We start from the raw sequence: 23106 nt of genomic DNA on the forward strand, positions 1-23106 counted from the left end.
GGCTTTGACGCCCGCGCACCGCGATGCTTTGATCCGATCATGGCACTGGGACCGCTGCTGGTGCAGCGCGCGCACATCGACCTGCTGTGGGTCGCGTCGGCGGCCTGTCCGCGCGCTTGAGCACTCCCGCGCACCACCCGCTCCCCCGGACCCGCATCGCGATGTGAGACGGAGATTCGTGCCATGACATCGGAAGCCGCTCGGCCGCTCGCGGCGAACTCGTTCGAGACCCGCCCGCTGCAGGACGGCGCGGTGGTCGAGGTGACCGCCCGGTTCATCGTCACCCGCCAGGACCTGGCCGCGCTGGAACGGGTCTTCACCCCGCAGCCCGACCGCGGCGTCCCGCACCAGTCCACAGTGGAACTCCCGCGGCTGCGGTCGCTGCCCGCCCCGGAGGAGCCGAAGCTGCAGATCCTGGTGGCGCCCCGGCGCATCCTGCGCGCCGACGGCAGCGCCGTGCAGCTGACCCGCCTGGAGTTCGACCTGCTGCTGTACCTGTGCGAGAACCCCGGCCGCGTGCACCGGCGCAGCGCGCTGCTCAACGCCGTGTGGCAGTTCAACAGCGTGCCCAGCACCCGGACCGTCGACGTGCACATCCGCCGGATCCGCAGCAAGCTCGGCACCGGACTGGACCTGATCACCACGGTGCGCGGCGTCGGCTACCGGATGGACCGCCCCACTGACGTGCAGGTCGTGCGGGACTGATCGGGCATGACTCCGCGCACTGCGGGTAGCCGAGGGGCATGCCGAAACGCAGTCGCGAGGAGTACGAGCGAGGCCTGCCCGGCTACCACGACCCGATGGCCGGGGTCGGCGGAGCGCCCTACGCGCGCAGCGCACTGACCCTGCGGTTGTGGCTGGCCGGGTTCGGTCTGGTGTTCTGCACGGGCGCGGCGGTGGCGCTGTTCCTGCTGGTACCGGAGCTGGTCTGGTTCGCCTGGGTGCTCGTGGTGCTGGCGGTGATCGCCGCCGTCGACTTCGCCTGGGTCGCGCACCGCAAGCAGCGCGGCGAACCGGGCTGAGCGCGTTCACACCTGCACCAGGTGCTGCCCACCGGGATGGCCTCCGCGTCCGAGGACTGACCGCTGGTTGGTGTCGCGTCCAGCGGCGCTGGGTACTGCGGAGGCGTGGAGCTCGTCGAGGAGACACCCTTCCGGTTCCGGATCGAGCCGCACGGTGCCATGCGGGTGCCCGGGGTGGTGTTCGCGTCGCGTCGGCTGCTGCCGCCGAAGGACGACGGCTCGCTGACCCAGGTGGCGAACGTCGCCGCGCTGCCGGGCATCGTCCGCGCCTCCTACGCGATGCCCGACATGCACTGGGGTTACGGCTTCCCCATCGGCGGGGTCGCCGCCACCGACGTCCGGGCCGGAGGAGTCGTCTCACCGGGAGGGGTCGGGTTCGACATCTCGTGCGGGGTGCGACTGCTGGCCGCCGACCTCGATCGCTCGGAGTTCGGCCACGTGGCCGAGAAGGTGCTCAACGGCCTGAGCCGGGCTACTCCGCGCGGCGCCGGACGGGGCGCAGTGTGGCAACTGTCCCGCGACGGCCTCGAACACCTGCTCGCCGAGGGATCCCGCTACGCGGTCGAGCGGGGTTGGGGCGTGCAGCGCGATCTCGAGCGCTGCGAGGACGGCGGAGCCGTCGACGACGCCGAGCCCGGCCGGGTCAGCGCCCGCGCCCTGGACCGCGGGCTCGGCCAGGTCGGCAGCCTCGGTTCGGGCAACCACTTCCTGGAGGTCCAGGCCGTCGACGAGATCTACGACGAGGGCTTGGCCGGGGCTTTCGGGCTGCGGCCCGGTCAGGTGTGCGTGATGATCCACTGCGGGTCGCGAGGGCTGGGCCACCAGATCTGCACCGACCACGTGCGGCGGATGGACGAGAGCATGGCCGATCGCGGGCTGTCGGTGCCCGACCGGCAGCTGGCGTGCGCTCCCGTCGACTCCGCGGAGGGCCGCGCCTACCTGGGTGCGATGGCCGCTGCGGCGAACTACGCCCGCGCGAACCGGCACGTCCTCGGCGTCGCGGCCGGTGAAGTCGTGCGGGAGGTGACCGGTCGCGGGCTGGACCTGGTCTACGACATCTCGCACAACCTGGCCAAGATCGAGTCGCACGAGGTGGAGGGACACCGCCGCACGCTCTGCGTGCACCGCAAGGGCGCCACCCGCGCGCTGCCGCCCGGCCACCCCGAGCTGCCGCCGGATCTGCGGGAAGCCGGGCAACCGGTGCTCATCCCAGGCTCGATGGGCACCGCGTCGCACGTGCTGGCCGGGGTTGCCGGCGGCGACGCGTTCCACTCGACCTGCCACGGAGCCGGGCGCACCCAGAGCCGCCACCAGGCCGTTCGCACGATCGACGCGCGGCGGTTGCGGCGGGAGCTGGAGCACAGCGGCATCGTGGTGCGCGGGAGCTCCGCACGCGGTCTGGCCGAGGAAGCGCCGACGGCGTACAAGGACGTCGACGCGGTGGTGGCCGTCGCCGAGGGCGCCGGACTGTGCCGCAGGGTGGCCAGGCTCGTGCCGTTGGGCGTGGTGAAGGGGTGAGCGGTGGGTTCCGCTTCCTGCCGCACACGGCCGACATCCGCTTCGAGGCGTGGGGCACCACTCGCGAGGAATGCCTCGCCCAGGCCGCCTGCGCGCTGATCGACGCTTTCGCCGAGGTCCCCGCGACGGCCCCCGCCCGAACCACGTCCGCGGAGATCGACGGCGGCGATGAGCAGCTGCTGCTCGCCGTGCTGGACGAGATCATCTACCGGCTCGACGCCGCGGGCACCGTGCCCCGCTCCGTCGACGTGCGGCCCACGCCCACCGGCCTGGCGCTCGAACTGTCCGAAGTGGACATCGATCGGGTGCGCTTCACCGGAGCCGCGCCGAAGGCGATCTCCCTGCACGGGTTCTCGCTCACCCACGACGAACGCGGCTGGCGGTGCAGCGTCACGGTGGACGTGTGACCCCTACTCCTCGGTGACGAAGCGCAGGTAGCGGGCGGCGGAGCGCTGGACGATGCGGTCCGCACCCGCCGGGATCACCGCATCCCACCAAGCGCCGTAGAGCGCTTCGAAGCGGTAGGGCTCCAGCAACTGCGCGGCCCGGCGCACCACGCTGGGCCGCTCCGGGATGAGGTTCGGGTAGCTGTACATGAAGGCCACGTGCGTGCGGTCCGGGATGACCTGCACGATGTCACCGCTGAACAGCGAGCCCGCACCGCGGTCCCAGTGCAGCACGGTGCCGCCCGCGAAGTGCACGCCGAGGTTGATCAGCGTCAGGCCGGGCGCCAGCTGCCGGGTGGTGCCCTCCCACAGCCGGATCGCCGGGTCCGGCCTGCCGATCCACCGCTCATCGCCGGCGTGCAGGTGCACCGGGGCGTCGAAGGCGCGCGCCCACTCGACCACCGTGGTGTAGTAGTGCGGGTGGCTGATCGCGATCCCGGCCAGCCCGCCGAGCTCGTTGACCGCCTTGACGATCTCGTCGTCCAAATAGGACACGCAGTCCCACAGGAAGTTCCCGGCCGCGGTGCGCAGCAGCAGCGCGCGCTGGCCGATGGCGAACCGCGGTTCGCAGCCGATGCCCAGCACCTCGCCCTGCTCGCGGATCAGCGCGGTGTGCTCGCCGGAGCGGATCGCCTCCAGGTCGGTCCACTGCTGGCCACCGGCGGGAACGTACTGGCGCTCGTCCTCGCAGATCGGGCAGTCGGGTCGCGGGTGGGAGTACTGCATTCCGCAGGTCGCGCAGATCGGCAGCGGTGTGGCTGGCATGGCGGTCGTTCCTCTCACGCGCACGTCGTCGCAGGCCGCCAGCGTAACGCGCGCCTCCCGCCCGGAGCGGGACTCGCGGTGCGCGCACCGCGAGTCCCGACCGTCAGAGCCGCAACCGCGGCCAGTCAGCGGTGTCCCGCAGCAGCTGGCGGTCGTGGGTGGCGACCACCACCGCTGCCGGCGTTGCCGACAGTGCCTCGGTCAGCTCGTCGACCAACCTGGTGGACAGGTGGTTGGTCGGTTCGTCGAGCAGCAGCACGTGCGGTCGCGCGGCCAGCGCGATCGCGAGCTGCAAGCGGCGCTGCTGCCCGACCGACAGCTCCGCGACCGGCCGACCGAGCGCGGCGGAGGGCAGCAGCCCGAGTTCCGAGAGCGGAACCCGGTCGGACCCCGGCAGAGCCGCCGCGTACTCCTCGTGCGCGGTCCGCCGCGACGGAGCCGGGGATTCCTGGGACAGCCAGGAGATCCGCGCGGCGCGTTTGCGCTGCACGGCACCGGACGTCGGCTCGACCGCACCGGCGAGCACGGCCATCAGGCTGGACTTGCCCGCCCCGTTCGGTCCGGTGATCACCAGCCGGTCGCCGGACTGCAGCAGCAGCGAGCGCGGCTGCGCCCACCTGCCGCGCAGCGTCACCGCGTCGGCCTGCAGCAGCCGGACTCCGGGCAGGTTCCCCAGCTCCGGCACCCGGAACCGCAGCGGCGGTGTGGGCACGTCCACGCGGTGCGCGGCCAGATCCTCCTGGCGCCGGTGGACGGCGCGGACGAGGCCCGGCGCGCGCGTGGCGCGGGTGTGCTTGCCGGTGCCCTTCTCCGGCCGCCAGCCGGTGGACAGGCGGTTCTGCGCCGCCGACAGGTCGTCGGCGAGGCGCTGGTGCTCGCGCTGCTGCGTGCGGTACTCGTGCTCCCAGCGCTCGCGTTCGGCCTGGTGGCCCTCCTGGTAACCGAGGTAGCCGCCGCCGTAGACGCGCGGCCGCCCGTCCCTGCCGGGTTCCAGGTCGAGCACCGCGGTGACCACGTCGGCGAGCAGCGCCCGGTCGTGGCTGACCAGCACCACTGCGCCGGAATGCTCGCGCAGCCGCGCGGTGAGGTGTTCGAGCCCGCCGGCATCCAGGTGGTTGGTGGGCTCGTCGAGCAGCAGCAGGTCGTGGCCCGCGCCGAGCAGGCACGCCAGCCGGACCCGGTAGCGCTGCCCCACCGACAGCGTCGCCAGCGGCCGGTCCCGGTCCGCGACCGCGCCGAGCGCGGCCAGCGAGATCTCGACCTGCCGGTCGGCGTCCCAGGCGTTGAGCGCTTCCGCCGCCGCGAGCGCTCCGGCGTACCGCTCGTCGGCGTCCGGCTGCCCCGCGACCAGCGCACCGGTCGCCTCGTCCAGGTCGCGCAGGACGCGTCGGACCTCGGTGAGCTCGATGTCGATCAGGTCTCCGACGGTGCGCGCCGGATCGACCGGGATCTCCTGGTCGGCCACGCCGAGGGTGCCCGCGCGGTGCACGGTGCCGCGGTCGGCGGCCAGCTTCCCGGCGAGCACCTGGATCAGGGTGGTCTTGCCCGTTCCGTTCTCGCCCACCACGCCGAGCCGGTCACCGGCGGAGACCGCCAGGTCGACCCCGGTCAGCACCGGGCGCCCGCCGCGGGCGAGGTGCAGTCCGGTGGCGGTGAGGTGCGCTCGGGCGCGCGCAGGTAGTTCAGTGCGAATGGACACGTTTCCTCCGAGGACGGATTCCCCGCGGCACGGCAGAGCGCAGCCCTGGGCAGGCGGCGGAATCCGGAAAAGAAGTGCGTTCAACGACCGACGGACTCAGGTGCGGACCGGCTCATGGCCGTCCGGCACCGAGGTCGGCGCCCTCAGAGGAAGTAGTGGTAATGCACGTCAACGACAGTAGCAGGCCGCTGTTCGGCACCGCACGTGATTTTCACCCCGATGCCCCTCGCCGGTGCGATCTGCCGACCGGCTCACGGTGCGCCGAGGGCGTCCAGGCTCTCCGGCAGCACCTGCCCGCCGTCGACCACGATCGTCTGCCCGGTGATGTACCCGGCTTCGCGGCTGGCCAGGAACAGCGCCGTGTAGCCGATGTCGGAGACCGAGCCGAGCCGGCCCAGCGGCACCGACGCGCTCATCCGGCTCAGGTAGTCCTCGCCCAGGTCGTCCAGCCCCTCGGTGCGGATGTTGCCGGGCAGGACGGCGTTGATGGTGATGCCCTTGGCGGCGAGCTCGATCGCGGCGCTGCGGATGAAGCCCAGCTGGGCCGCTTTGCTCGCGCCGTAGTGGCTCCAGCCGGTGAAGCCGGTGACCGGCCCGGTGATCGACGAGGTGACCACGATCCGGCCCAGGTCGGAGGCGGCCAGGGCGTCGAGGCACGCCTGCACCGAGTAGACCGTGCCGTTGAAGTTGGTCGCCATCACCCGCTGCAGGCTTTCCGGTGTCATGTCCGGCAGCGCATCCGCCGGGAACACACCGGCATTCGCGCACAGCACGTCGATCCCGCCGAAGCGGCGGACGGTCTCCTCCGCCGCAGCGCGGCAGTCCGCGGGCTCGGCCGTGTCGGCGGCCAGCCAGGCCACCTGAGCACCGTCCGGCGCCCGGCCCGAGAGCTCGTCGGCGGTGCGCGCCAACGCGTCCTCGTCCCGGCCGGTGATCAGCACGTTGCAGCCCGCCTCGGCGAAGACCGCGGCGATGCCCTTGCCGATCCCCCGGCTCGCGCCGGTGACCAGCACCCGGCTTCCTGCTAGCGACTTCAGCACGGTGAGGCCCTCTCCTCCAGCTGTCACGTCGGTGCGGGCGGCTGCCCCCAAGCACATCGGCACAGCCGGTCCGAGCCACGAGCAACAAGATCATATCCCGGTGACCGGGACGCGCAACGTCGACGGCGAACACGTCCGCGCGATCGACCGGACGGGTAAATCTCGTTGCGCGGCAACAACGTCGTGCTCGACAGCACCGCTCCGGCCGCCTTTCAAGCCGATTCCGCTGCGGACCGCTCCGCGGCGCGGGCCGGTGTCCGGCGTTCCCGGAGCGAGGCGACGACCACCGCACCGAGGATCGACAGCACTGCGGAGACGATCGCCGCGCAGGTCATGCCGGTGGCGAAGTCCTCGGCCGGACCGCCACCGCTGGGCGCCATCGCCAGCACAGCGGCGATCAGCGCGATCCCCACCGACGAACCGAGGTAGCGGGCGGTGTTGTTCGCTCCCGATCCCATCGCCACCTGGTTCGGCGGCACGCTCTGCACCGCCAGCCCGGCCAGTGCGGCGTTGGCGATTCCGCTGCCCGCACCGGCCAGCACGAGCCCGGGAACCAGCTGCCACCACGCGGACTGCGTGCCGATGCCGATCAGGGTCAGCTGGCCGATCCCGCACAGCGCCAGTCCGGCCGCGATCTGGTCGCGGGCCTCGATGCGACCGGTCAGCCTGCGCGCCTGCGGCGCCGCCACGAAGGACACGCCCGACCACGCTCCGAGCAGCACCGCGCTCGCCAACGGGCTGAGGCCGAGCACCTGCTGCGCCGCGATGGGGACGTAGGTCATGAACCCGATCACCGCCGCGCCGGTCACCAGCGCGCCGACCGTCGCGGCCAGGAACGCCGGGCGCTTCAGCAGTCCCAGGTCGAGCATCGGTTCGGCGGCCTTGCGCTCGGCCCGCACGAACGCCACCAGCAGCACCAGCGCCGCGGCCAGGAAGGCCAGGACGTGCGGGCGGGTCCAGCCGCCGCGCCCCTCGGTCAGCGCTGCGACGAGGAAGGAGAGCGCGCCGCCGAGCGTCACCACACCGGCCAGGTCGAGCTTGCGCGGCCGCTCGCCGCGGGACTCCCCCAGCGACCGCGCCGCCCACACCGCGACGAGCGAGGAGAGCACGGCGATGATCCAGTAGGCCAGCGGCCAGCCCGCCACCTTGATCAGCAGCGCGGAGAACACCGGGCCGACGGTGATGCCACCACCCACCATCGCACCCCACAGACCGGTCGCCCGCGCCCGCTCCGGCCCGGGCGGGAAGACGTGTCCCAGCAGCCCGAGTCCGGTGGCCAGCAGAGCGGCGCTGGCTCCACCCTGGAAAACACGAGCCAGCACGAACACCAGCGCGGTCGGCGCCATCGCGCACATCGCGCTGGCCAGGCCGAGCAGCGCGCCGCCGACCACGAAGATCCGCTTGCGGCCGAAGGCGTCGGCGAGGCTGCCCGTGACGAGCAGGAAAGCGGCCAGACCGACGCTGATGCTGCTCAGCATCCAGGTCTGGCCCGAAGCCCCGGCAGTCAGCTCCGCGCCGATGATCTGCACGGTGGAGACCGGAGCGGTGAAGTTGACGAGCACGAGCAGGGTCGCCGCGCACGAAATCGCAAGCGTCGCACGGGCGCTCGGGCAACGATCGACAGCGGATCCGGTCACCACTGCTTCTCCCAGGACTCGGTGGATGAGACGGTGCGCGCCCACCCTAGCAGCGAAGGTTCAATGAATGAACTTATGAGTTCGATCACTGAATCGAATGGTAGGGTGACCTCGTGGGATTGGGACGCGACTACACCGGCCAGGACTGCTCGCTGGCCCGCGCGCTGGAAGTCGTCGGTGAGCGCTGGACGCTCCTGGTGCTCCGGGACTGCTTCTACGGCGTGCGGCACTTCCGGGACTTCCAAGCACACCTGGACATTCCGCGCGCCGTGCTGACCGCCCGGCTGAAGACTCTGGTCTCCGAAGGCCTGCTCGAACGGCACCCGCACGGCACCGAGGTCCACTACCTGCTCACCGAGCGGGGCATCGAGCTCTGGCCGGCCGTCTACACGCTGGCGCAATGGGGCGAGCGCTGGTTCTCCCCCGGCGGTGCCCGGCGGATCTTCAGCCACGCCACCTGCGACACCGACCTCACCGCCACCGGATCGTGCCCGGCGTGCGGCACCACCCCCGCTCCCGCCGACATCGCCATCCGGCAGGGCCCCGGAGCGGACCCGACGCTGCGCGAGGACCCGGTGAGCGAAGCGCTGCGCCGCGGCCCGCACCGGCTGCTGACCGCCCTGTCCCCGGAACCCGCCTACGGCGAACCGAACAGCTCAGCCCGGAGTTGACCGCAGTCCGTCGCCGCCACCGGAGCACGAGGGGTTCGAAACCGTTGGTGCGATGCACGAGCCGCGTCCCGTACTGCAACGACAGTCGTTCCTGCGCAGGCGATCTCGCGGCCCGGCCATCCGCCCGTCACCGAAGGTACCGCCGACGGGTGATGACCAGGAGGTTGGCCACCAGCGGCAGCAGCACGAGCAGCGCGGTCACCGTCCAGCCGACCACCAGGGCGTGCCCCGGATCCGGATAGGCCGCGTCGGGGACGACCACGCCAACGCTGAGCCGGTAGGCGAAGCACGTGGGGATCAGGTACGAGAAGTCGGCGGCCATGAACACCAGCGTGGCCACGGTCAGGCCGATCCCGAAGATGTTCACGATGACGATGTTCCGGGTCACGAGGGTGAGGAGGGCGCAGAGGAGCGCGACGGAGGCGACCGAGATCCCGACGAGCAGCCAGTAGGCCGTGCTCATCCGGAGGAGCCCACCACCGGGGTTCTCGACCAGGAGGAAAACCAGGAGCCCGACGTGGTTCAACGCTGCCAGCACCGCTACCAGCAGGCAGGCGACGACCAGTTTCGCCGCCCACAGCAAGGACTTGGGCTGGCCGCAGGTGAGCCACTCGAAGTAGGTCCCGTTCCTGAACTCGGTGTGGAAGCAGGCCGCAACCGTCGCGCACACCACCAGGGGCAGGACCATCGTGTACTGGTTGTGGAAGGTGAAGTAGAACCGCTCCAAGGTGGGGTCTCCGCCGTTCACGGCGTAATTGGCCACCACCATCGCGAACGGTGCGACGTTCAGCGCGAGCACGGCCCAGACGAACCGCTCCCGGCGGATCTTGCGGAACTCGTTGGCGATCAGCGTTCTCATCGGGCAGCGTCCCCCAGGACCGTCGCGTACAGCCCCTCCAGGTCGCCCCGGGCCTCGTGGGCGTCCATGCGGCGGATGATCCGGCCGGCCCTCATGAACAGCAGGTGGTCGGCGAGGGAGGCGATCTCGGTCAGGTTGTGGCTGGAGACGACCATGCTGGTACCCCGCTCGCGCTGGACCGACCGGACCAGTTCCCGGATATCGCGGATCCCGATGGGGTCCAGGCCGTTCGTCGGTTCGTCCAGCAGCACCAGGCCGGGCTCGCCGAGGAGTGCCCGGGCGATGCCCAGCCGCTGCTTCATCCCCAGGGAAGTACGCGAGAAGCGAAGGTCCGCCCGGTCGCCCAGGCCGACCTCGGCCAGCAGGCCGGGAACCTCCCTCAGCGGGCACCGCAGGTAGCGGGCGTGCAGCTCCAGGTTCTCCCGCAGGGTCAGACAGCCGTAGAACGCCGGGTACTCGATCAGCCGGCCGACGCGCAGGCCGGGCGCGCGGACGATCGTCCCGGTGTGGTCGTTGGCCCCGAGGATCGATTTGAACAACGTGGTCTTGCCCGAGCCGTTCGGTCCGAGAAGCCCGTAGATCCGCCCGGGTTCGACCCTGAGGTCGATGTCCCGGAGGACTTGGTCGCGACCGCGGGTCATCGAGACCCCGCGAATGTCGAGCAGGCTCATGCGATCACGACCCACGCGGCGAAGAGGACCGCGTAGGAGAGGAACAGGATGCCGGGAAGCGCGTAGCCCTTGTCGTTCCTCGGTGCGAAGAAACGCAGTGCCGCAAGGATGACAGCGCCGGCGAACGCGATCATCGAGGCGACGAACAGCGCCGTTGACATGGGGACTCCTTGTCGTCGTGGACATGTCCCGGAGGGCTTTCCGGGAGTCACCGATCACGCTAGGAGCGTCCTCACGCCGACAGCAGCATCCTCGGTACCGGGTCCGCAGTCCTGGGGCCCGGGTGCGCTCGACCAGCGGCTAAGGCGCATGGACCCGGGTCTCTGGCGAACTGGCCGGAAGTACTGCGCCCGCAGACCTGGGTTCGCCGTCCACCGCGGCGGTGCCGCTATACGGTTGGGCGGTGAGGATTCTCGGCCTTCTCGCCCCCTGGTCGACCGTGGTGCTCGTCGTCCTCGCGGCCATCGACTCCTACCTGGGAAACCGGATCAACGTCCCCTGGCCTCTCCTGGCAGCAGACGCGGTTCTGGGCGGTGCACTCATCGGGGCGAACCGCTGGTTCGGAGCCCGCACCTGGGCCCGGTGGCTCATCGCCGCGGCACCGGCCATTTCGACTGCCGCCGCCGGTCCAGCCGCACTCGTGGTCGCGCGCGAGGCGTCCGGCAGGCGGTGGCGGGCGGTGCTGCCCGTGTGCGGCGTCTTCACCGCGGCCCTGGCCGCGAACCTGCACAACCCCTGGACCCCCATGCAGCCGATCGAACCCCGGTGGGTCGAACTGCTGCTCGTCACAGCCGCCGTCGCAGCCCTGACCGCGGCCGCCGCCTACCGGGGTGCGCGCGTCGACCTGATCCGCGTGCTGCGGGAGCGAGCACTCGATGCCGAGCGCGAGCAGCGCTTCCGGATGGAGAAGACCAGGACGGAGGAGCGCAACCGCATCGCCAGGGAGATGCACGACGTCCTGGCGCACCGGCTCACGCTCATCTCGTTGAACGCCTCCACGCTCACCTACCGCTCCGACCTCGCGGCCGCGGACCGCGATGCCCTCGCCGGGGAAATCCTGGCCAACACCCGCCAGTCGCTCGCAGAAGTCCGCGGCATCCTCTCCGATCTGCGCTCGCAGGACGGCGAGGACGAGGCCGCCGAGCGGCCGCAACCGACCTTCGAAGAACTCGGGCAGCTCTTCGAGGACAACCGCAGAGCCGGCGTCCAGCTGGAGGTTCGGGACGAAGTAAGCGGCTGTCTCCCGGCTCCCCCGAACACAGGCCGCCACGCCTACCGCATCGTCCAGGAAGCGCTCACCAACGCCCGAAAGCACGGGGCGCCTGGCCCGGTGAAGGTGCGCATCGCGCCCGAAGGACCGAACCGGATCCTCATCGAGGTGCGCAACCGCCTGGGGCCGGTGACGGTCGGTGCAGGTCGCGAGGACGCCGGGGTACCGCGCGACGGCGTCGGGCTCGTGGGCCTGACCGAACGCGCCGCCATCTGCGGAGGTTCCTTGCACTGGAGCGACGCCGGAGACGAGTTCGAACTGCGGGTCCGTCTACCATGGACACCGTGAACGAGCCGGTGCGCGTGGTGGTCGTCGACGACGACCCGATGGTCCGGCGCGGCCTGCGCATGCTCATCGGTGGCCCGGCGGTCCAGGTCGTGGCGGAGGCCGGCGATGGCGACGAAGCGGTGCGGGTGGTGGCCGAGCACACCCCCGACGTGGTCCTCATGGACCTGCGCATGCCCGGAACCGACGGTGTTGTTGCGACCGAACGCATCCGAAGCACCGACGCCGCGCCGCCCGTGCTCGTGCTCACCACACTGGACTCCGACCGCGCCCTGATCCGGGCCCTGCGCGCGGGTGCGAGCGGGTTCCTGCTCAAAGACGCTCCCCCGGACGAACTCGTCGAGGGCATCCTCGCGGTCCACCAACGCCGCCCCCGGCTGTCCGACTCCGTCACCCGCCGACTCATCGACATCGCCGCGAACGGTGGAGACGACGATGTGCGCCGCCGCGCCGGAGAGCGCGTCGCCGCGCTGTCCGATCGCGAACGCGAGGTGGCCATCGCCATCAGCCGGGGACTGACCAACACCGAGATCGCCGAAAACCTCTTCATGAGCATCAGCAACGTCAAGGCGATCGTCGGGCGCGTCATGGCGAAGCTGGATGCCTCCAACCGCGTGCTCGTCGCCAACACGGTTCGCGATGCGAAGCTGGAGGACGACCGACTCCGGTAATCGGCCACGCTGGTCGGGGAGCCGCCGTTAGCATGACGGGGACGGCCCCGGGCTGTTGCAGTCGACCGGTCACCGCCCCTGGCGAACGCTGGGGAAACCTCACTGGGAAGCGCTCATGTGCCGCAGCATCAAGACCCTCCGCCCGCCTTACGCCGACGAGGTCACCGAGGGTGACGTCCGCGCGGCGGCGTTGCAGTACGTCCGCAAGATCTCCGGGTTCCGGCAGCCCGCCGCGCACAACGCCGCGGCGTTCGAGCAGGCCGTCGACGAGATCGAGCAGGCCACCGCGAAGCTGCTGGCCTCGCTGCAGGTCCGCGGGCAGACCCGCGCATGACGGGCACCGCCTTCACCCACCGGATCCGCGTCCGGTACAGCGAGTGCGACCAGCAGGGCGTGGTCTTCAACGGCCACTACCTGTTCTTCTACGACGTCGCGGTCGTCGAGCTGTTCCGGGCCCGGATCGGGTCGTGGCAGCAGGTGCTGGAGCGCGGCGTCGACCTGGTCGTCGCCGAGACCCGGTTGCGCTACCGGGCACCGGCGCGGTTCGACGACGAGCTCGACATCTCGCTGCCGGTCACGCACCTGGGCACCACCAGCCTGGTCATCTCCCCGCAGTTCCACCGCGACGGCCGGCTGCTCACCGACGGCGAAGTCCGCCACGTGTTCGTCGATCCGGCCACCGGCCAGAAGACCCCGATCCCCGAGGACCTCCGCAGCGCGCTTTCAGCCTGATCAGGCGATCGCGAGCGGGAACCCGGCAGCCGGTTGCTCGGCCAACGTCTCCTGCGGCTTGCACGCCGGGGATCCTCGGATGATGGATTCCACCGTGCCGTCGCGTCGGGGCGCACCCCGAGGTCGTGTCCGGGAAGAACGGCGCTGCGCGGTGACCGCACCACCGTCCTGGCAGGTCGTCGAGTTCGGCGACTCCGCCGCGCTGGTCCGTGCATCGACGAGCCGCCCTCGATGAAGGGCGATTCCCCGAGGCCCCTGACCTCCAGAACCTGGTTCGGGATTGCCCTGACACGGGAGAGGCCAAGCTGGGAAGATTGAGCACTTCCCGGCACGAGAAAGCAGCCGAACCTGATACTCGGAGTCGATGTTGGACGGCCATGCGGCAGCACCCGGTCCCGGAGACGTCGGATACGCGCTCGCCCGGGACACGTTCGTCAACAAGGCGGAAAGCCGCGTGTGGGGCGAACTTCTCGAGCTGGGCACCCGACTGCACTTCGGCCGGAACGACATGCTCATCGTCGCCGGGACGCCGAGCGATCACGTGCTGCTCATCGAGCACGGACTGGTCAAGGTGCTCCTGCCGGGAGAAGGCCGGGACCTGGTGGTCGGGTTCTACGGCCCCGGCGAGCTGATGGGCGAGCAGGGCGTGCTGTTCTCCGAAGCCCGCAGCGCCACCGTGGTCGCACACACCCCGGGCACGGCGACACGGGTTCCAGGTCGCCTGTTCCGGCGCTACGTGGAACGGAATCCGGCGGTTCTCGGTGCGCTGTACGGGATACTCCGGGAACGCCTCCGCAAGGCGGACCAGCGCCAGCAGAGCCTGGTCGGCCAGGACGTCCCGACCCGCGTCGCGCGGCAACTGCTCGCGTGGTCCGAAACGCTCGGCACCCGGACGGCCGACGGCGTGACCATCAGCGGGTTGAGCCGCAAGGACCTCGCCCAGTGCATCGGCGCCGGCGAGACCACGGTCGATGCGGTGCTGAAGGACCTCACCTCGCTCGGGCTGGTGCGCACCCACTGGCGGAAGTACGTGCTGCCCTCGCCACGGCGCCTGCTCGACCACATCACCAACCAAGTAAAGTGATCGCGATCACACTTGCGATTCCCTGCGGCAAGGGAGACCTGGCTGCGCGTGTCGGTGAAACTCCGTGCATTCCAGCCTGACGAACGGAGCCGAGCATTGCCCGAAGCACCTGACATAGCCCTGATGCCGGAGCACAGCGCGCTGCTCGCGGTGGACGTGATCGGGTCCGGAAGCAGCCGTCCCGAACACCTCGGCACCATCCCCGACCTGGTCCGCGACCTGACCCAGGCCGCCCTGCGCGCCGTCGGGCTCGACGGTGATCGCGCCCAGGACGACCAGTTCACCGGAGACGGGTTCCTGCGCGCGTACCCGAGCAGGTTCCTGCCCGCCCTGATCGACATGATCAACGTGCTCGACTCCCTCCTGGCCGAGCACAACAGGACCACGAAGCCGGAGATCCGGCTCCGCGTCGCCGTGCACCTGGGCCCGCTGCCGGCCCGCCGCGGCTTCTACCGGCCGAACATCGACCTCAGCCGCCTGCTCGAAGCCGCCGCGTTCAAGCACGTCGTCGGCCACTGCCGCGAGCACATCACCGGGGACACGTTCACGACCGCGCTCATCCTTTCCGACAACGCCTACCAGACGGTGTTCCAGGGCGACTACACGCGCGTGGTCAGCCGCAACGAGTTCGCGCAATTGCTGATCACCAACAACGAGTTCGAAGAGCGCTCGTGGGTCCGGGTCACCGGAGTCCACCCGACCCAGATCAGCAGCATCCCCCCAGCGACGGCGTCACCAGGGGATGCCATCCCGTCGTTCAGCGACAGCGGACAAGCCATCAGCGCGACTCAGAGCGCCAACACGAGCAGCCACGTAGGCGGGCGGAGCAGCGAAGTTCAGGCAGGCACGGTGCACGGGAACGTGAGCCAAAGCGACCAGGGCAAGTACGTCGTGGCTGCCGACCACGCCCAAGGTGTTCAGATCGGTGACGGGAACACCCAGCACGTCGACTTTCGGCGTTCTCCTTCCGAATGATGACCGCAGGAAATCGAGATGAGCGCAGAACAGAACTCGGACAGCCCGGCTGCATCCGGCCGGGCCGCAACGTATTCCGTCGACGCCCACAGCGCAACGGGCGTGCAGGTGGGCGAGGGCAACACCCAGATCGTCTACTCCTACCGCACCGGAACGTGGGTTGAGGGGGCCACGCCGCGGCCACTGGTGGACGTCCGCGGGAAGGTCGAGTCGCCCTACCGCGGACTGGCGGCGTTCGGCGAGCGGGACGCGGCGTTCTTCTTCGGCCGCGAGAGCGCCGCCGACGACGTGCTGCAGCGCATGTCCGAGCGCCTGCAGGGAACCGGCTTGCAGGTGGTGACAGGCGTTTCCGGCGCGGGCAAGTCCTCGCTCATGCAAGCGGGGGTGATCCCGCGCATCCGCGGGGAGGGCTTGGCGGCCGCTCGAGAGGCAGCGTCCTGGCCCTGCGTGGTGTTCGCCCCCGGACACACGCCCTTGGACAAGCTGGCGGTGCAGGTGGCGTCGGTGGCGGGCACAGACGCCGCATCGGTGCGCCAAGGCCTGGACGAGGATCCGGCCAGGTTCGCGCTCAACGCGGCTCAAGCCGCACTGGCCGGTTCGAAAGGCACGTCGGACGAATCTCCGAGGCTGTTGCTGGTGGTGGATCAGTTCGAGCAGCTGTTCACCCAATGCCCCGATGAGGACCAGCGGCAAGCGTTCATCACCGCACTGCACTCGGCCGCGACCACGGGGCATGGGATCGATCAGACCCCGGCGGCGCTGGTCGTCCTGGTGATGCGCCAGGACTTCGAAGGCTCCTGCGCGAACTACCCGGAACTGCAGACCGCGATCCAGCAGCGCTACTTCGTGGCCCCGATGACGCCGCGCCAGTTGCGGATGGCGATCAGCGAACCGGCCAAGAAAGCGGGCTCCCGCGTCGACGACGACCTGGTCGAACTGCTGCTGAGCGAGATCAAGGCCCGGCCATCGTCAGGTGCCCATCCGCAGCACACCGGTTCCAGCGCCGGAGTGCTGCCGTTGTTGTCCCACGCCCTGGATAAGGCGTGGCGTCTCCGCTCCGGCGAGCACCTCACGGTCGGCGACTACGAAGGCACCGGCGGCATCGAAGGCGCCGTCGCCGACAGCGCGAAACGCGCGTACGACAGCCTCACCCCGGACCAGCAAACGGCGGCCCGGCAGATCTTCACCAGGCTGACGACCATCAGCGACGACGGAGTCGACACGGCCGACCGCGCCTTCCGCAGCGAACTGACGGAGGGCAAGAGCGCCGCGGCAGTGCAGGACATCGACGCCGTGCTGAAGTCCTTTGCCGACGAACGCCTCCTGACCCTCGGCGACAACACGGTCGAGATCAGCCACGAGACCCTGATCACCGCCTGGCCACTGCTGCACGACTGGCTGGCCGACACCCACACCGACCGCATCGTGCACACCCGCCTGCGCGCCATCGTGAGCGAATGGAACGGCAACCGCCGAGACCGTTCGTACCTCTACACCGGCAGCTTGCTGGAAGCCGCGAACAGCGCGGCAGCACGGATCAGGGCCGATCCAGCACGCCATGCGCCGCTGAGCCCGGCCGAAGAGGAATTCCTCCGCGACAGCCATCGGCTCCAGAACCGCCGTGTGCGCACCCGGCAAACGTTCATCGCGACCCTCACGGTCCTGGTCGTCGGCCTCGCCACCACCACGTTCCTGACCCACCAAGCCAGCCAAGACGCTGCCCGTCAGCGCGACCTCGCGGTGGCCGGTCAACTGATCAACGAAAGTCTCAGCCTGGCCGACAGCGACCCCACCGCCGCCAGGGTGAAAAGCCTGGCGGCGTGGGCAATCGACCGATCTGCCGGGAGCAATAACGCCATGTTGACGGTCGCTGCCAACGCCCTGCGCTCAACACTTCTGAGCAATGACACATTCGACTCGGTAGAGTTCCGCCCTGACAGCAAAGCCCTCGCCACCACCAGCGACGACGGAACCGCACGACTGTGGAATGCAACCAACGGACGCCCAATCGGCCAAACACTCACCGGCCACACCGCCGAGGTGCATTCGGTCGCGTTCAGCCCCGACAGCAGAATCCTCGCCACCGCCAGCCATGACGGGACCGCACGACTGTGGAATGCAACCAACGGACACCCAATCGGCCAGCCACTCACCGGCCACACCGACTGGGTGCGCTCGGTCACGTTCAGCCCTGACAGCAAAACCCTCGCCACCACCAGCGACGACGGAACCGCACGACTGTGGAACGCAACCAACGGACACCCAATCGGCCAACCACTCACCGGCGGCACGAGCTCGGTGTACTCGGCCGCTGCCGACCCCCTGAGCTCAACACTTCTGAGCATTGACACATTCGACTCGGTCGCGTTCAGCCCTGACAGCAAAACCCTCGCCACCGCCAACAGCGACGGGACCGCACGACTGTGGAACGCAACCAACGGACGCCCAATCGGCCAACCACTCACCGGCCACACCGACTTGCTGAACTCGGTCGTGTTCAGCCCTGACAGCAAAACCGTCGCCACCACCAGCAACGACGGAACCGCACGACTGTGGAACGCAACCAACGGACACCCAATCGGCCAACCACTCACCGGCCACACGAGCTCGGTGTACTCGGTCGCGTTCAGCCCTGACAGCAAAACCCTCGCCACCACCAGCAGCGACGAGACCGCACGTCTATGGAATGCAACCAACGGACGCCCAATCGGCCAACCACTCACCGGCCACACCGCCAAGGTGTACTCGGCCGCGTTCAGCCCCGACAGCAGAACCCTCGCCACCGCCAGCCATGACGGGACCGCACGACTGTGGAATGCAACCAACGGACACCCAATCGGCCCACCACTCACCAATAACAGCAACCGGGGATACTCGGGCGTCCTCAGCACTAACGGCCCGACCTTCGCCAGTATCAGCAAGGACGGAACGGCACGGCTGTGGAACCTTGATCGCCTTTTCAATGTTCGGCGCAATCTGTGCGCCGAAATAGGCGGCTCCCTCACTCGTGCCATGTGGGATAAGCACGTACCACATGGCCCGACCTACCGAGATGCCTGCAACCTTTGAAGATCCGCCGTTCACCGGGCATGGGAATCAATATTCGTTGTTCTCCACACGTTTGCGGGACCACCGCTGATCCCGCAGCGGTCGTGCGCGTGCCTGCCGGATCGGAGTGGCTGGACGTGGCGTTGTGGTGGACAGCAGAATCGGTCGCAGTAGACCGAGGCGAGGAGTTGATCGAGGGTGCAGACCGCGACGGCCGTGTTGAACGACATCCGGACGCACTACTGCGCTGCTGGTTCCGGGCCGGCCGTGGTGTTCGTGCACGGGCTGGCCGAGGATCATCGCAGCTGGCGGCGTCAGCAGGAGGAGTTCAGCGGCCATCGCACCTACGCCTACGACGTGCGCGGGCATGGGGCGAGCACTCTCGGGACCGCGGACGGGACCTTGGAGCAGTTGCGCGACGACTTGCTGGCGTTCCTCGCCGAGGTCCCCGGGCCCGCGGTGTGCGTCGGGTTCTCGTTGGGCGGCACTGTGGTGCTCTCCGCTGCCGCGGAACGTCCCGATCTGGTGACCGGCGTGGCGGTTCTCGGGACGTCGTCGGTGGTGGGGCGGCGAGCAGCGGAGATCAACCTGCAGCGCGCCGAAGAGGCGGCAGATCCGGCCGCGCTGCTGGCCTCCCTGCGCGAGGACACCCGGATGATGGTCGCGAGCTCCACAGTGGACATCGATGAGCTGGTCGCGCGGCGGGCCGCGACGATCGGCGACGGAGCGGGCTTCGCGAACGCGGCGACCGCGATGGCCGGGATCCGCGACAACCCGCTGACGCCCGCGCTCGCCGCGATCAAGCAGCCGGTGACCGTGATCGGCGCCGAACACGACGCGCTCTGCCCGCGCAAGGCCGCGGACATCCTCCTCGAAGCCCTCCCCCACGCGGCCTACCTGGAAATCCCGGGCTCCGGTCACCTGATGAACGTCGACAACCCGGACGCCGTCACCGCCGCGCTCCGCACCGCGCTGGGCTGAATCGCAAAGCTGGTCCTGCGGGTGCTTCGTCCCGCAGGACTCGTGCGAGCCTCCGATTCGCCGCACCCGTGCTGGGTATCCCCGGTGGAGCGGGAGGTTGAGCTATGACTGCACCAACGTCCTCGGTGTGGACACGCCTGCTGGGCAGCGGTGCGCCGCGGGCGACCATCCTGATCCGGCTCGTGGTGGGCGGATCTTCCTGTTCGAGGGCGTGCAGAAGTTCCTGTACCCGGACAGGCTCGGGCCGGGGCGGTTCGCGCGGGAGACTCCGCTGCCCGCTCCCGGGTTCTTCGCCTACCTCGACGGGGTGTTCGAGGTGGGGTGCGGCGTGCTGCTGATCGTCGGACTGCTCACCCGGCTGGCCGCGATACCCATGATCGTCAACATGGTCGGGGCCGAGGTCTTCACCAAGGTCCCGGTCCTGCTCGACGAGGGGTTCCTGGCCTACGTGCACGAGGCCCGGGCCGAGCTCGGCCAGCTGTTCGGCTCGGTGTTCCTGCTGATCGTCGGTGCCGGGCCCATCTCGATCGACGCCGTGCTGTCCAGGACCCGGCACCACGACCGGGAATGACAGGAGGCGGCCGCGGCGAAACCGCGACCGCCTCCCGGGTCCGGTCAGGCGTCGACGCGCTCTTCCTGCTTGGCCGGGCGCCGGACGAACTTGTTCCACAGCGGCCAGGTCAGCAGCACCGCGATGATCACGTAGACCGTGATCGCCAGCGGCGAGTTCACCAGACCGGTCAGGGAACCGTCGCTGATCTGCAGCGCTCGGCGCATCTGCAGTTCGGCGGCCGGGCCGAGGATGACGCCGACGATGGCGGGCAGCACCGGCAGTCCGTAGCGGCGCATCGCGAAGCCGATCGCGCCGATGATGAACAGCAGCACCAGGTCCAGCGCTTCACCACCGACCGCGTACGCACCGACGCTGGCGAAGAACAGGATGCCCGCGTACAGGTACGGGCGCGGCACCCGCAGCAGCTTCGCCCACACCGGGGCCATCGGCAGGTTGATGATCAGCAGCAGCGCCAGGCCCACGAACATGCTCGCGATCAGCGTCCACACCAGCTCGGTCTCGCGCTCGAACAGCAGCGGTCCCGGCTGGATGCCGTACTGCTGGAACGCCGCCAGCATCACCGCGGCCACCGACGTGGTCGGCAGGCCCAGGGTGAGCATCGTGACCATGGTGCCCGCCGCGCTCGCCGTCGCCGTCGACTCCGGACCGGCGACGCCTTCGATGGCGCCCTTGCCCCAGTCACCGGTCTTGCGGGACAGGTGCTTCTCCACCGTGTAGGACAGGAACGTCGGCATCTCCGCGCCGCCCGCCGGGATCGCGCCGAACGGGAACCCGATCAGCGGTCCGCGCAACCACGGCTTCCAAGCGCGCCGCAGGTCCTCGCGGCCCAGCCCGGGGCGGCCGACCGACAGCGGCTTCTCCTGGGTGTGCCGCAGGTGCGCGGCGACCCACAGCGACTCGCCGACCGCGAACAGCCCGACCGCCACGATGACGATGTCGATGCCGTCGGACAGCTGCAGCGAGCCGAAGGTCAGCCGGGCCTGGCCGCTCATCTGGTCCAGGCCGACCAGACCGATGGTCAGACCGATCAGCAGCGAGGCGAACCCGCGGATCCGCGAGCTGCCCAGCACGGTGGCGGTCGCGGCGAAGGCCAGCACCATGAACGCGAAGTAGTCCGGTGCGCCGATGTTGACCGCGTAGCCCGCGATGACCGGCGCCAGCAGCACCAGCAGGATCAGGCCGATCAGGCCGCCGATGAAGTGGCCGATCGCCGCCGCGGCCAGCGCTTGCGCACCGCGGCCCTTCTTGGCCATCTTGTTGCCTTCGATGGCCACCACCACCGCCGCGCTCTCACCGGGGGTGTTGAGCAGGATCGAGGTGGTCGAGCCGCCGAACATGCCGCCGAAGTAGATCCCGGCGAACATGATGAACGCACCGGTGGGGTCCAGCGCATAGGTCACCGGCAGCAGCAGCGCCACGGCCATCGCCGGGCCGATGCCGGGCAGCACGCCCACGGCGGTGCCCAGCAGCACGCCGATCGCGGCGAACAGCAGGTGTTCCGGGGTCAGCGCGGTGCCGAAACCCGTGAGGAGGTTGGACAGATCCATCGGTTACAGCACCCCCATCAGCGGGCCGCCGGGCAACGGGACGCCGAGCAGGTTGTTGAACGCGAACCAGGTGATCACCGCGATGGCCGCGGCGATCAGCGGGTCGCGCACGAAGTTCCGGCTGCCCAGCGAGTAGGCCGCGCCCCAGAACAGGATCGCCGACGACGCCGGGAAGCCGATCACGTTCACCAGTGCGGCGTTGAGCAGGAAGAACCCGGACAGCAGCAGCAAAGTGCGCCAGTCGGTCGGCGCATCCAGGTCGACGTCCTCGCCGCCCTCGGCCTCGCCGCGACCGCCGCGCAGCACGTCGCGGGCCAGCAGCACCGCGACGAGCAGCAGCAGCGCGCCGACCACGACCGGCACCGCCTTCGGGCCGACCGGGCCGCGCTGCGCGAAGTCGGTGGGGATGTTGATCGCGTCCACCAGCACCAGCACGCCCACCGCGAGCAGCAGGACGCACAGGCCCAGCTCGGAGTGCGACTTCCACCAGCTCTGCCGAACCGGACCCGCCTCCGGCCCTTCAGTGTCCACAGAGGAACTCATGCGGCCCCCAATTCCTTGAGCACCGACGCCACCCGGTCGTTCTCCGACTTCAGGAACGCCCCGAACTCGTCGCCGGTCTGGAACGCGTCCGTCCACCCGTTGAGCCGCATCGCCTCGCGCCACTGCTCGGTGTCGTGCAGCCTGGTGAACAGGCCGATCAGCTTCTCGCGCTCCGCCTCGCTGATGCCCGGCGGCGCGACGATGCCGCGCCAGTTGGTGAAGCTGACGTCCACCCCGGATTCCTGCAGGGTCGGCGCGTCGATGCCCGGCACCCGCTCGGGGCTGGTCACCGCCAGCGCCCGCAGTTCGCCCGCGGCGATCTGGTCGCGGGTCTCGCCGATCCCGGACACGCCGAAGGCCACCTTGCTGCCCAGCACCGAGGCCATCAGCTCGCCGCCACCGTCGAAGGGCACGTAGTTGACGTCCTTGGCGGGCAGGCCGATCGCCCGCGCGGTCAGCATCGGCGCCAGGTGGTCCGGGCCGCCCGGCGACGAACCGCCGCCCACCGGGACCGCGCCCGGGTTGGCCTTCCACGCCGCGATCAGGTCGTGGATGGTCCGGTACGGCGAACCCTTCGCCACCACGATGACGTCGGCTTCCTCGGTCAGCTTCGCGATCGCCGTGGTGTTCTGCAACGACACCGGCGAGTGGTTGGTGTACACCGAGCCCACCACGCCCAGACCCATGGACATCACGAGCGCGCCGTTGCCCGACTCGTTGACCAGTCGGCCGAGCCCGACCGTGCCGCCCGCGCCGGGCAGGTTGAAGACCTCGGTCGGCCCGTTCAGCTCGCTGTCCTCGATCGCCTTCACCGCGGTCCGCGCGGTGATGTCGTAACCGCCGCCGGGAGTGTTGGGCACCATGACCCGCAGACCGCGGATCTGGGTTCCCGCCGCGTCGTCGCGCCCCGAACCCGCCAGGGGCGGCACCAGGAACACCAGCAGTGCCGCTCCCAGCACCGCCAGCGCCACTTTCAGCTTGCGCATCATCACCTCACTGTGATCCCGATCTCGCATCGACCGGGTGGTGGGTGATCATCCCCCGCGCAGCGCGAACCGTCTCGGTTTC

Annotated in this window: 25 protein-coding genes; 15 read left to right on the forward strand and 10 right to left on the reverse strand. The window is 70.0% G+C overall.

Annotated features, from left to right (window positions below):
- The first annotated feature begins 183 nt into the window (after nucleotides 1-183).
- From ATL45_RS33575 to ATL45_RS33590, 4 genes are all read left to right on the forward strand, one after another.
- The gene (locus tag ATL45_RS33575; protein WP_093145739.1) at nucleotides 184-705 is read left to right on the forward strand and encodes a winged helix-turn-helix domain-containing protein; all 522 of its coding nucleotides are present in this window, start codon (nucleotides 184-186) and stop codon (nucleotides 703-705) included.
- A gap of 38 nt (nucleotides 706-743) precedes the next feature.
- Nucleotides 744-1022, forward strand: a complete 279-nt coding sequence (locus tag ATL45_RS33580) for a DUF6343 family protein (RefSeq protein ID WP_093145738.1) — start codon at nucleotides 744-746, stop codon at nucleotides 1020-1022.
- A gap of 105 nt (nucleotides 1023-1127) precedes the next feature.
- On the forward strand, nucleotides 1128-2540 hold the full coding sequence (locus tag ATL45_RS33585; RefSeq protein ID WP_093145737.1) for an RtcB family protein: 1413 nt from the start codon (nucleotides 1128-1130) through the stop codon (nucleotides 2538-2540).
- Entirely contained in the window at nucleotides 2537-2947 is a 411-nt protein-coding gene (locus ATL45_RS33590) for an archease (RefSeq protein ID WP_211841358.1), read from the forward strand. The genes ATL45_RS33585 and ATL45_RS33590 overlap by 4 nt, the downstream gene beginning before the upstream one ends.
- 3 nt (nucleotides 2948-2950) lie before the next feature.
- On the opposite strand, the gene ATL45_RS33595 is transcribed toward ATL45_RS33590, so the two are convergent.
- The 4 genes from ATL45_RS33595 to ATL45_RS33610 form a co-directional block, all read right to left on the reverse strand.
- Entirely contained in the window at nucleotides 2951-3751 is an 801-nt protein-coding gene (locus ATL45_RS33595; RefSeq protein ID WP_093145735.1) for an MBL fold metallo-hydrolase, read from the reverse strand.
- A 103-nt stretch (nucleotides 3752-3854) separates the two neighbouring features.
- Complete coding sequence (locus ATL45_RS33600) at nucleotides 3855-5450, reverse strand: ABC-F family ATP-binding cassette domain-containing protein (protein WP_093145734.1); 1596 nt, start codon at nucleotides 5448-5450, stop codon at nucleotides 3855-3857.
- A gap of 251 nt (nucleotides 5451-5701) precedes the next feature.
- Nucleotides 5702-6490: a 3-oxoacyl-ACP reductase FabG gene (gene fabG / locus ATL45_RS33605; protein WP_218150530.1), complete on the reverse strand. Its 789-nt coding sequence runs from the start codon at nucleotides 6488-6490 to the stop codon at nucleotides 5702-5704.
- A gap of 212 nt (nucleotides 6491-6702) precedes the next feature.
- Nucleotides 6703-8127, reverse strand: a complete 1425-nt coding sequence (locus tag ATL45_RS33610; RefSeq protein ID WP_211841359.1) for an MFS transporter — start codon at nucleotides 8125-8127, stop codon at nucleotides 6703-6705.
- Nucleotides 8128-8240: 113 nt separating this feature from the next.
- On the opposite strand from ATL45_RS33610, the gene ATL45_RS33615 reads away from it, so the two are divergent.
- On the forward strand, nucleotides 8241-8798 hold the full coding sequence (locus ATL45_RS33615) for a winged helix-turn-helix transcriptional regulator (RefSeq protein WP_093145732.1): 558 nt from the start codon (nucleotides 8241-8243) through the stop codon (nucleotides 8796-8798).
- A gap of 127 nt (nucleotides 8799-8925) precedes the next feature.
- Here ATL45_RS33615 and ATL45_RS33620 read toward each other — a convergent pair whose 3' ends face one another.
- The 3 genes from ATL45_RS33620 to ATL45_RS33630 are packed head-to-tail and all read right to left on the reverse strand — an operon-like array spanning nucleotide 8926 to nucleotide 10489.
- A complete protein-coding gene (locus ATL45_RS33620) occupies nucleotides 8926-9657 on the reverse strand; it encodes an ABC transporter permease (protein ID WP_093145731.1) in 732 nt (243 codons plus the stop codon).
- Nucleotides 9654-10328 carry an ABC transporter ATP-binding protein gene (locus tag ATL45_RS33625; RefSeq protein ID WP_093145730.1) on the reverse strand — a complete coding sequence of 225 codons (675 nt, stop codon included), beginning with the start codon at nucleotides 10326-10328 and terminating at the stop codon, nucleotides 9654-9656. Before ATL45_RS33625 ends, ATL45_RS33620 begins: the two co-directional genes overlap by 4 nt.
- Nucleotides 10325-10489, reverse strand: coding sequence for a histidine kinase (locus ATL45_RS33630; protein WP_093145729.1), 165 nt, complete (start codon nucleotides 10487-10489; stop codon nucleotides 10325-10327). The genes ATL45_RS33625 and ATL45_RS33630 overlap by 4 nt, the downstream gene beginning before the upstream one ends.
- A gap of 242 nt (nucleotides 10490-10731) precedes the next feature.
- On the opposite strand from ATL45_RS33630, the gene ATL45_RS33635 reads away from it, so the two are divergent.
- The 10 genes from ATL45_RS33635 to ATL45_RS33680 all read left to right on the forward strand — a co-directional run bounded on the left by ATL45_RS33635 (nucleotide 10732) and on the right by ATL45_RS33680 (nucleotide 19945).
- Nucleotides 10732-11886, forward strand: a complete 1155-nt coding sequence (locus ATL45_RS33635) for a sensor histidine kinase (protein WP_093145728.1) — start codon at nucleotides 10732-10734, stop codon at nucleotides 11884-11886.
- Nucleotides 11874-12554, forward strand: a complete 681-nt coding sequence (locus ATL45_RS33640; RefSeq protein ID WP_093145727.1) for a response regulator transcription factor — start codon at nucleotides 11874-11876, stop codon at nucleotides 12552-12554. The genes ATL45_RS33635 and ATL45_RS33640 overlap by 13 nt, the downstream gene beginning before the upstream one ends.
- A 115-nt stretch (nucleotides 12555-12669) precedes the next feature.
- Nucleotides 12670-12888: a DUF2277 domain-containing protein gene (locus tag ATL45_RS33645; protein ID WP_093145726.1), complete on the forward strand. Its 219-nt coding sequence runs from the start codon at nucleotides 12670-12672 to the stop codon at nucleotides 12886-12888.
- Complete coding sequence (locus tag ATL45_RS33650; protein ID WP_093145725.1) at nucleotides 12885-13286, forward strand: acyl-CoA thioesterase; 402 nt, start codon at nucleotides 12885-12887, stop codon at nucleotides 13284-13286. The genes ATL45_RS33645 and ATL45_RS33650 overlap by 4 nt, the downstream gene beginning before the upstream one ends.
- A gap of 7 nt (nucleotides 13287-13293) precedes the next feature.
- Nucleotides 13294-13521: a LamB/YcsF family protein gene (locus ATL45_RS40400; protein WP_121505435.1), complete on the forward strand. Its 228-nt coding sequence runs from the start codon at nucleotides 13294-13296 to the stop codon at nucleotides 13519-13521.
- A 129-nt stretch (nucleotides 13522-13650) separates the two neighbouring features.
- Nucleotides 13651-14370, forward strand: coding sequence for a Crp/Fnr family transcriptional regulator (locus tag ATL45_RS33660; RefSeq protein WP_093145724.1), 720 nt, complete (start codon nucleotides 13651-13653; stop codon nucleotides 14368-14370).
- A gap of 96 nt (nucleotides 14371-14466) precedes the next feature.
- Complete coding sequence (locus ATL45_RS33665) at nucleotides 14467-15345, forward strand: hypothetical protein (RefSeq protein ID WP_143121522.1); 879 nt, start codon at nucleotides 14467-14469, stop codon at nucleotides 15343-15345.
- Between the two features lie 18 nt (nucleotides 15346-15363).
- On the forward strand, nucleotides 15364-18414 hold the full coding sequence (locus tag ATL45_RS33670) for a WD40 repeat domain-containing protein (protein WP_093145722.1): 3051 nt from the start codon (nucleotides 15364-15366) through the stop codon (nucleotides 18412-18414).
- Between the two features lie 177 nt (nucleotides 18415-18591).
- Nucleotides 18592-19374 carry an alpha/beta fold hydrolase gene (locus ATL45_RS33675; RefSeq protein WP_093145721.1) on the forward strand — a complete coding sequence of 261 codons (783 nt, stop codon included), beginning with the start codon at nucleotides 18592-18594 and terminating at the stop codon, nucleotides 19372-19374.
- A 97-nt stretch (nucleotides 19375-19471) separates the two neighbouring features.
- A complete protein-coding gene (locus tag ATL45_RS33680) occupies nucleotides 19472-19945 on the forward strand; it encodes a DoxX family protein (RefSeq protein WP_211841360.1) in 474 nt (157 codons plus the stop codon).
- Nucleotides 19946-19989: 44 nt separating this feature from the next.
- Here the strand turns inward: ATL45_RS33680 and ATL45_RS33685 are convergent, their stop codons facing one another.
- From ATL45_RS33685 to ATL45_RS33695, 3 genes are read right to left on the reverse strand one after another with little or no spacing between them, the layout of a single operon-like run.
- Nucleotides 19990-21495, reverse strand: a complete 1506-nt coding sequence (locus tag ATL45_RS33685; RefSeq protein ID WP_093145720.1) for a tripartite tricarboxylate transporter permease — start codon at nucleotides 21493-21495, stop codon at nucleotides 19990-19992.
- Nucleotides 21496-21498: 3 nt separating this feature from the next.
- Nucleotides 21499-22038 (reverse strand): tripartite tricarboxylate transporter TctB family protein, encoded by a 540-nt coding sequence (locus ATL45_RS33690; protein ID WP_093145719.1) that lies wholly within the window; start codon nucleotides 22036-22038, stop codon nucleotides 21499-21501.
- The gene (locus tag ATL45_RS33695; RefSeq protein ID WP_093147147.1) at nucleotides 22035-23024 is read right to left on the reverse strand and encodes a Bug family tripartite tricarboxylate transporter substrate binding protein; all 990 of its coding nucleotides are present in this window, start codon (nucleotides 23022-23024) and stop codon (nucleotides 22035-22037) included. Before ATL45_RS33695 ends, ATL45_RS33690 begins: the two co-directional genes overlap by 4 nt.
- Between the last annotated feature and the right edge of the window lie 82 nt (nucleotides 23025-23106).

The organism is Saccharopolyspora antimicrobica, assembly GCF_003635025.1.
Lineage (GTDB): Bacteria > Actinomycetota > Actinomycetes > Mycobacteriales > Pseudonocardiaceae > Saccharopolyspora > Saccharopolyspora antimicrobica.

What these genes read in the sequence shown, in the direction of transcription:
- ATL45_RS33660 (WP_093145724.1), top strand. Translation starts at nt 13,651, where the DNA reads ATGTTGGACGGCCATGCGGCAGCACCCGGTCCCGGAGACGTCGGATAC.
- ATL45_RS33625 (WP_093145730.1), bottom strand. Translation starts at nt 10,328, where the DNA reads ATGAGCCTGCTCGACATTCGCGGGGTCTCGATGACCCGCGGTCGCGAC.
- ATL45_RS33695 (WP_093147147.1), bottom strand. Translation starts at nt 23,024, where the DNA reads ATGCGCAAGCTGAAAGTGGCGCTGGCGGTGCTGGGAGCGGCACTGCTG.
- ATL45_RS33575 (WP_093145739.1), top strand. Translation starts at nt 184, where the DNA reads ATGACATCGGAAGCCGCTCGGCCGCTCGCGGCGAACTCGTTCGAGACC.
- ATL45_RS33580 (WP_093145738.1), top strand. Translation starts at nt 744, where the DNA reads ATGCCGAAACGCAGTCGCGAGGAGTACGAGCGAGGCCTGCCCGGCTAC.
- ATL45_RS33630 (WP_093145729.1), bottom strand. Translation starts at nt 10,489, where the DNA reads ATGTCAACGGCGCTGTTCGTCGCCTCGATGATCGCGTTCGCCGGCGCT.
- ATL45_RS33645 (WP_093145726.1), top strand. Translation starts at nt 12,670, where the DNA reads ATGTGCCGCAGCATCAAGACCCTCCGCCCGCCTTACGCCGACGAGGTC.
- ATL45_RS33670 (WP_093145722.1), top strand. Translation starts at nt 15,364, where the DNA reads ATGAGCGCAGAACAGAACTCGGACAGCCCGGCTGCATCCGGCCGGGCC.
- ATL45_RS33595 (WP_093145735.1), bottom strand. Translation starts at nt 3,751, where the DNA reads ATGCCAGCCACACCGCTGCCGATCTGCGCGACCTGCGGAATGCAGTAC.
- ATL45_RS33620 (WP_093145731.1), bottom strand. Translation starts at nt 9,657, where the DNA reads ATGAGAACGCTGATCGCCAACGAGTTCCGCAAGATCCGCCGGGAGCGG.
- ATL45_RS33690 (WP_093145719.1), bottom strand. Translation starts at nt 22,038, where the DNA reads ATGAGTTCCTCTGTGGACACTGAAGGGCCGGAGGCGGGTCCGGTTCGG.
- ATL45_RS33685 (WP_093145720.1), bottom strand. Translation starts at nt 21,495, where the DNA reads ATGGATCTGTCCAACCTCCTCACGGGTTTCGGCACCGCGCTGACCCCG.
- ATL45_RS33650 (WP_093145725.1), top strand. Translation starts at nt 12,885, where the DNA reads ATGACGGGCACCGCCTTCACCCACCGGATCCGCGTCCGGTACAGCGAG.
- ATL45_RS33640 (WP_093145727.1), top strand. Translation starts at nt 11,874, where the DNA reads ATGGACACCGTGAACGAGCCGGTGCGCGTGGTGGTCGTCGACGACGAC.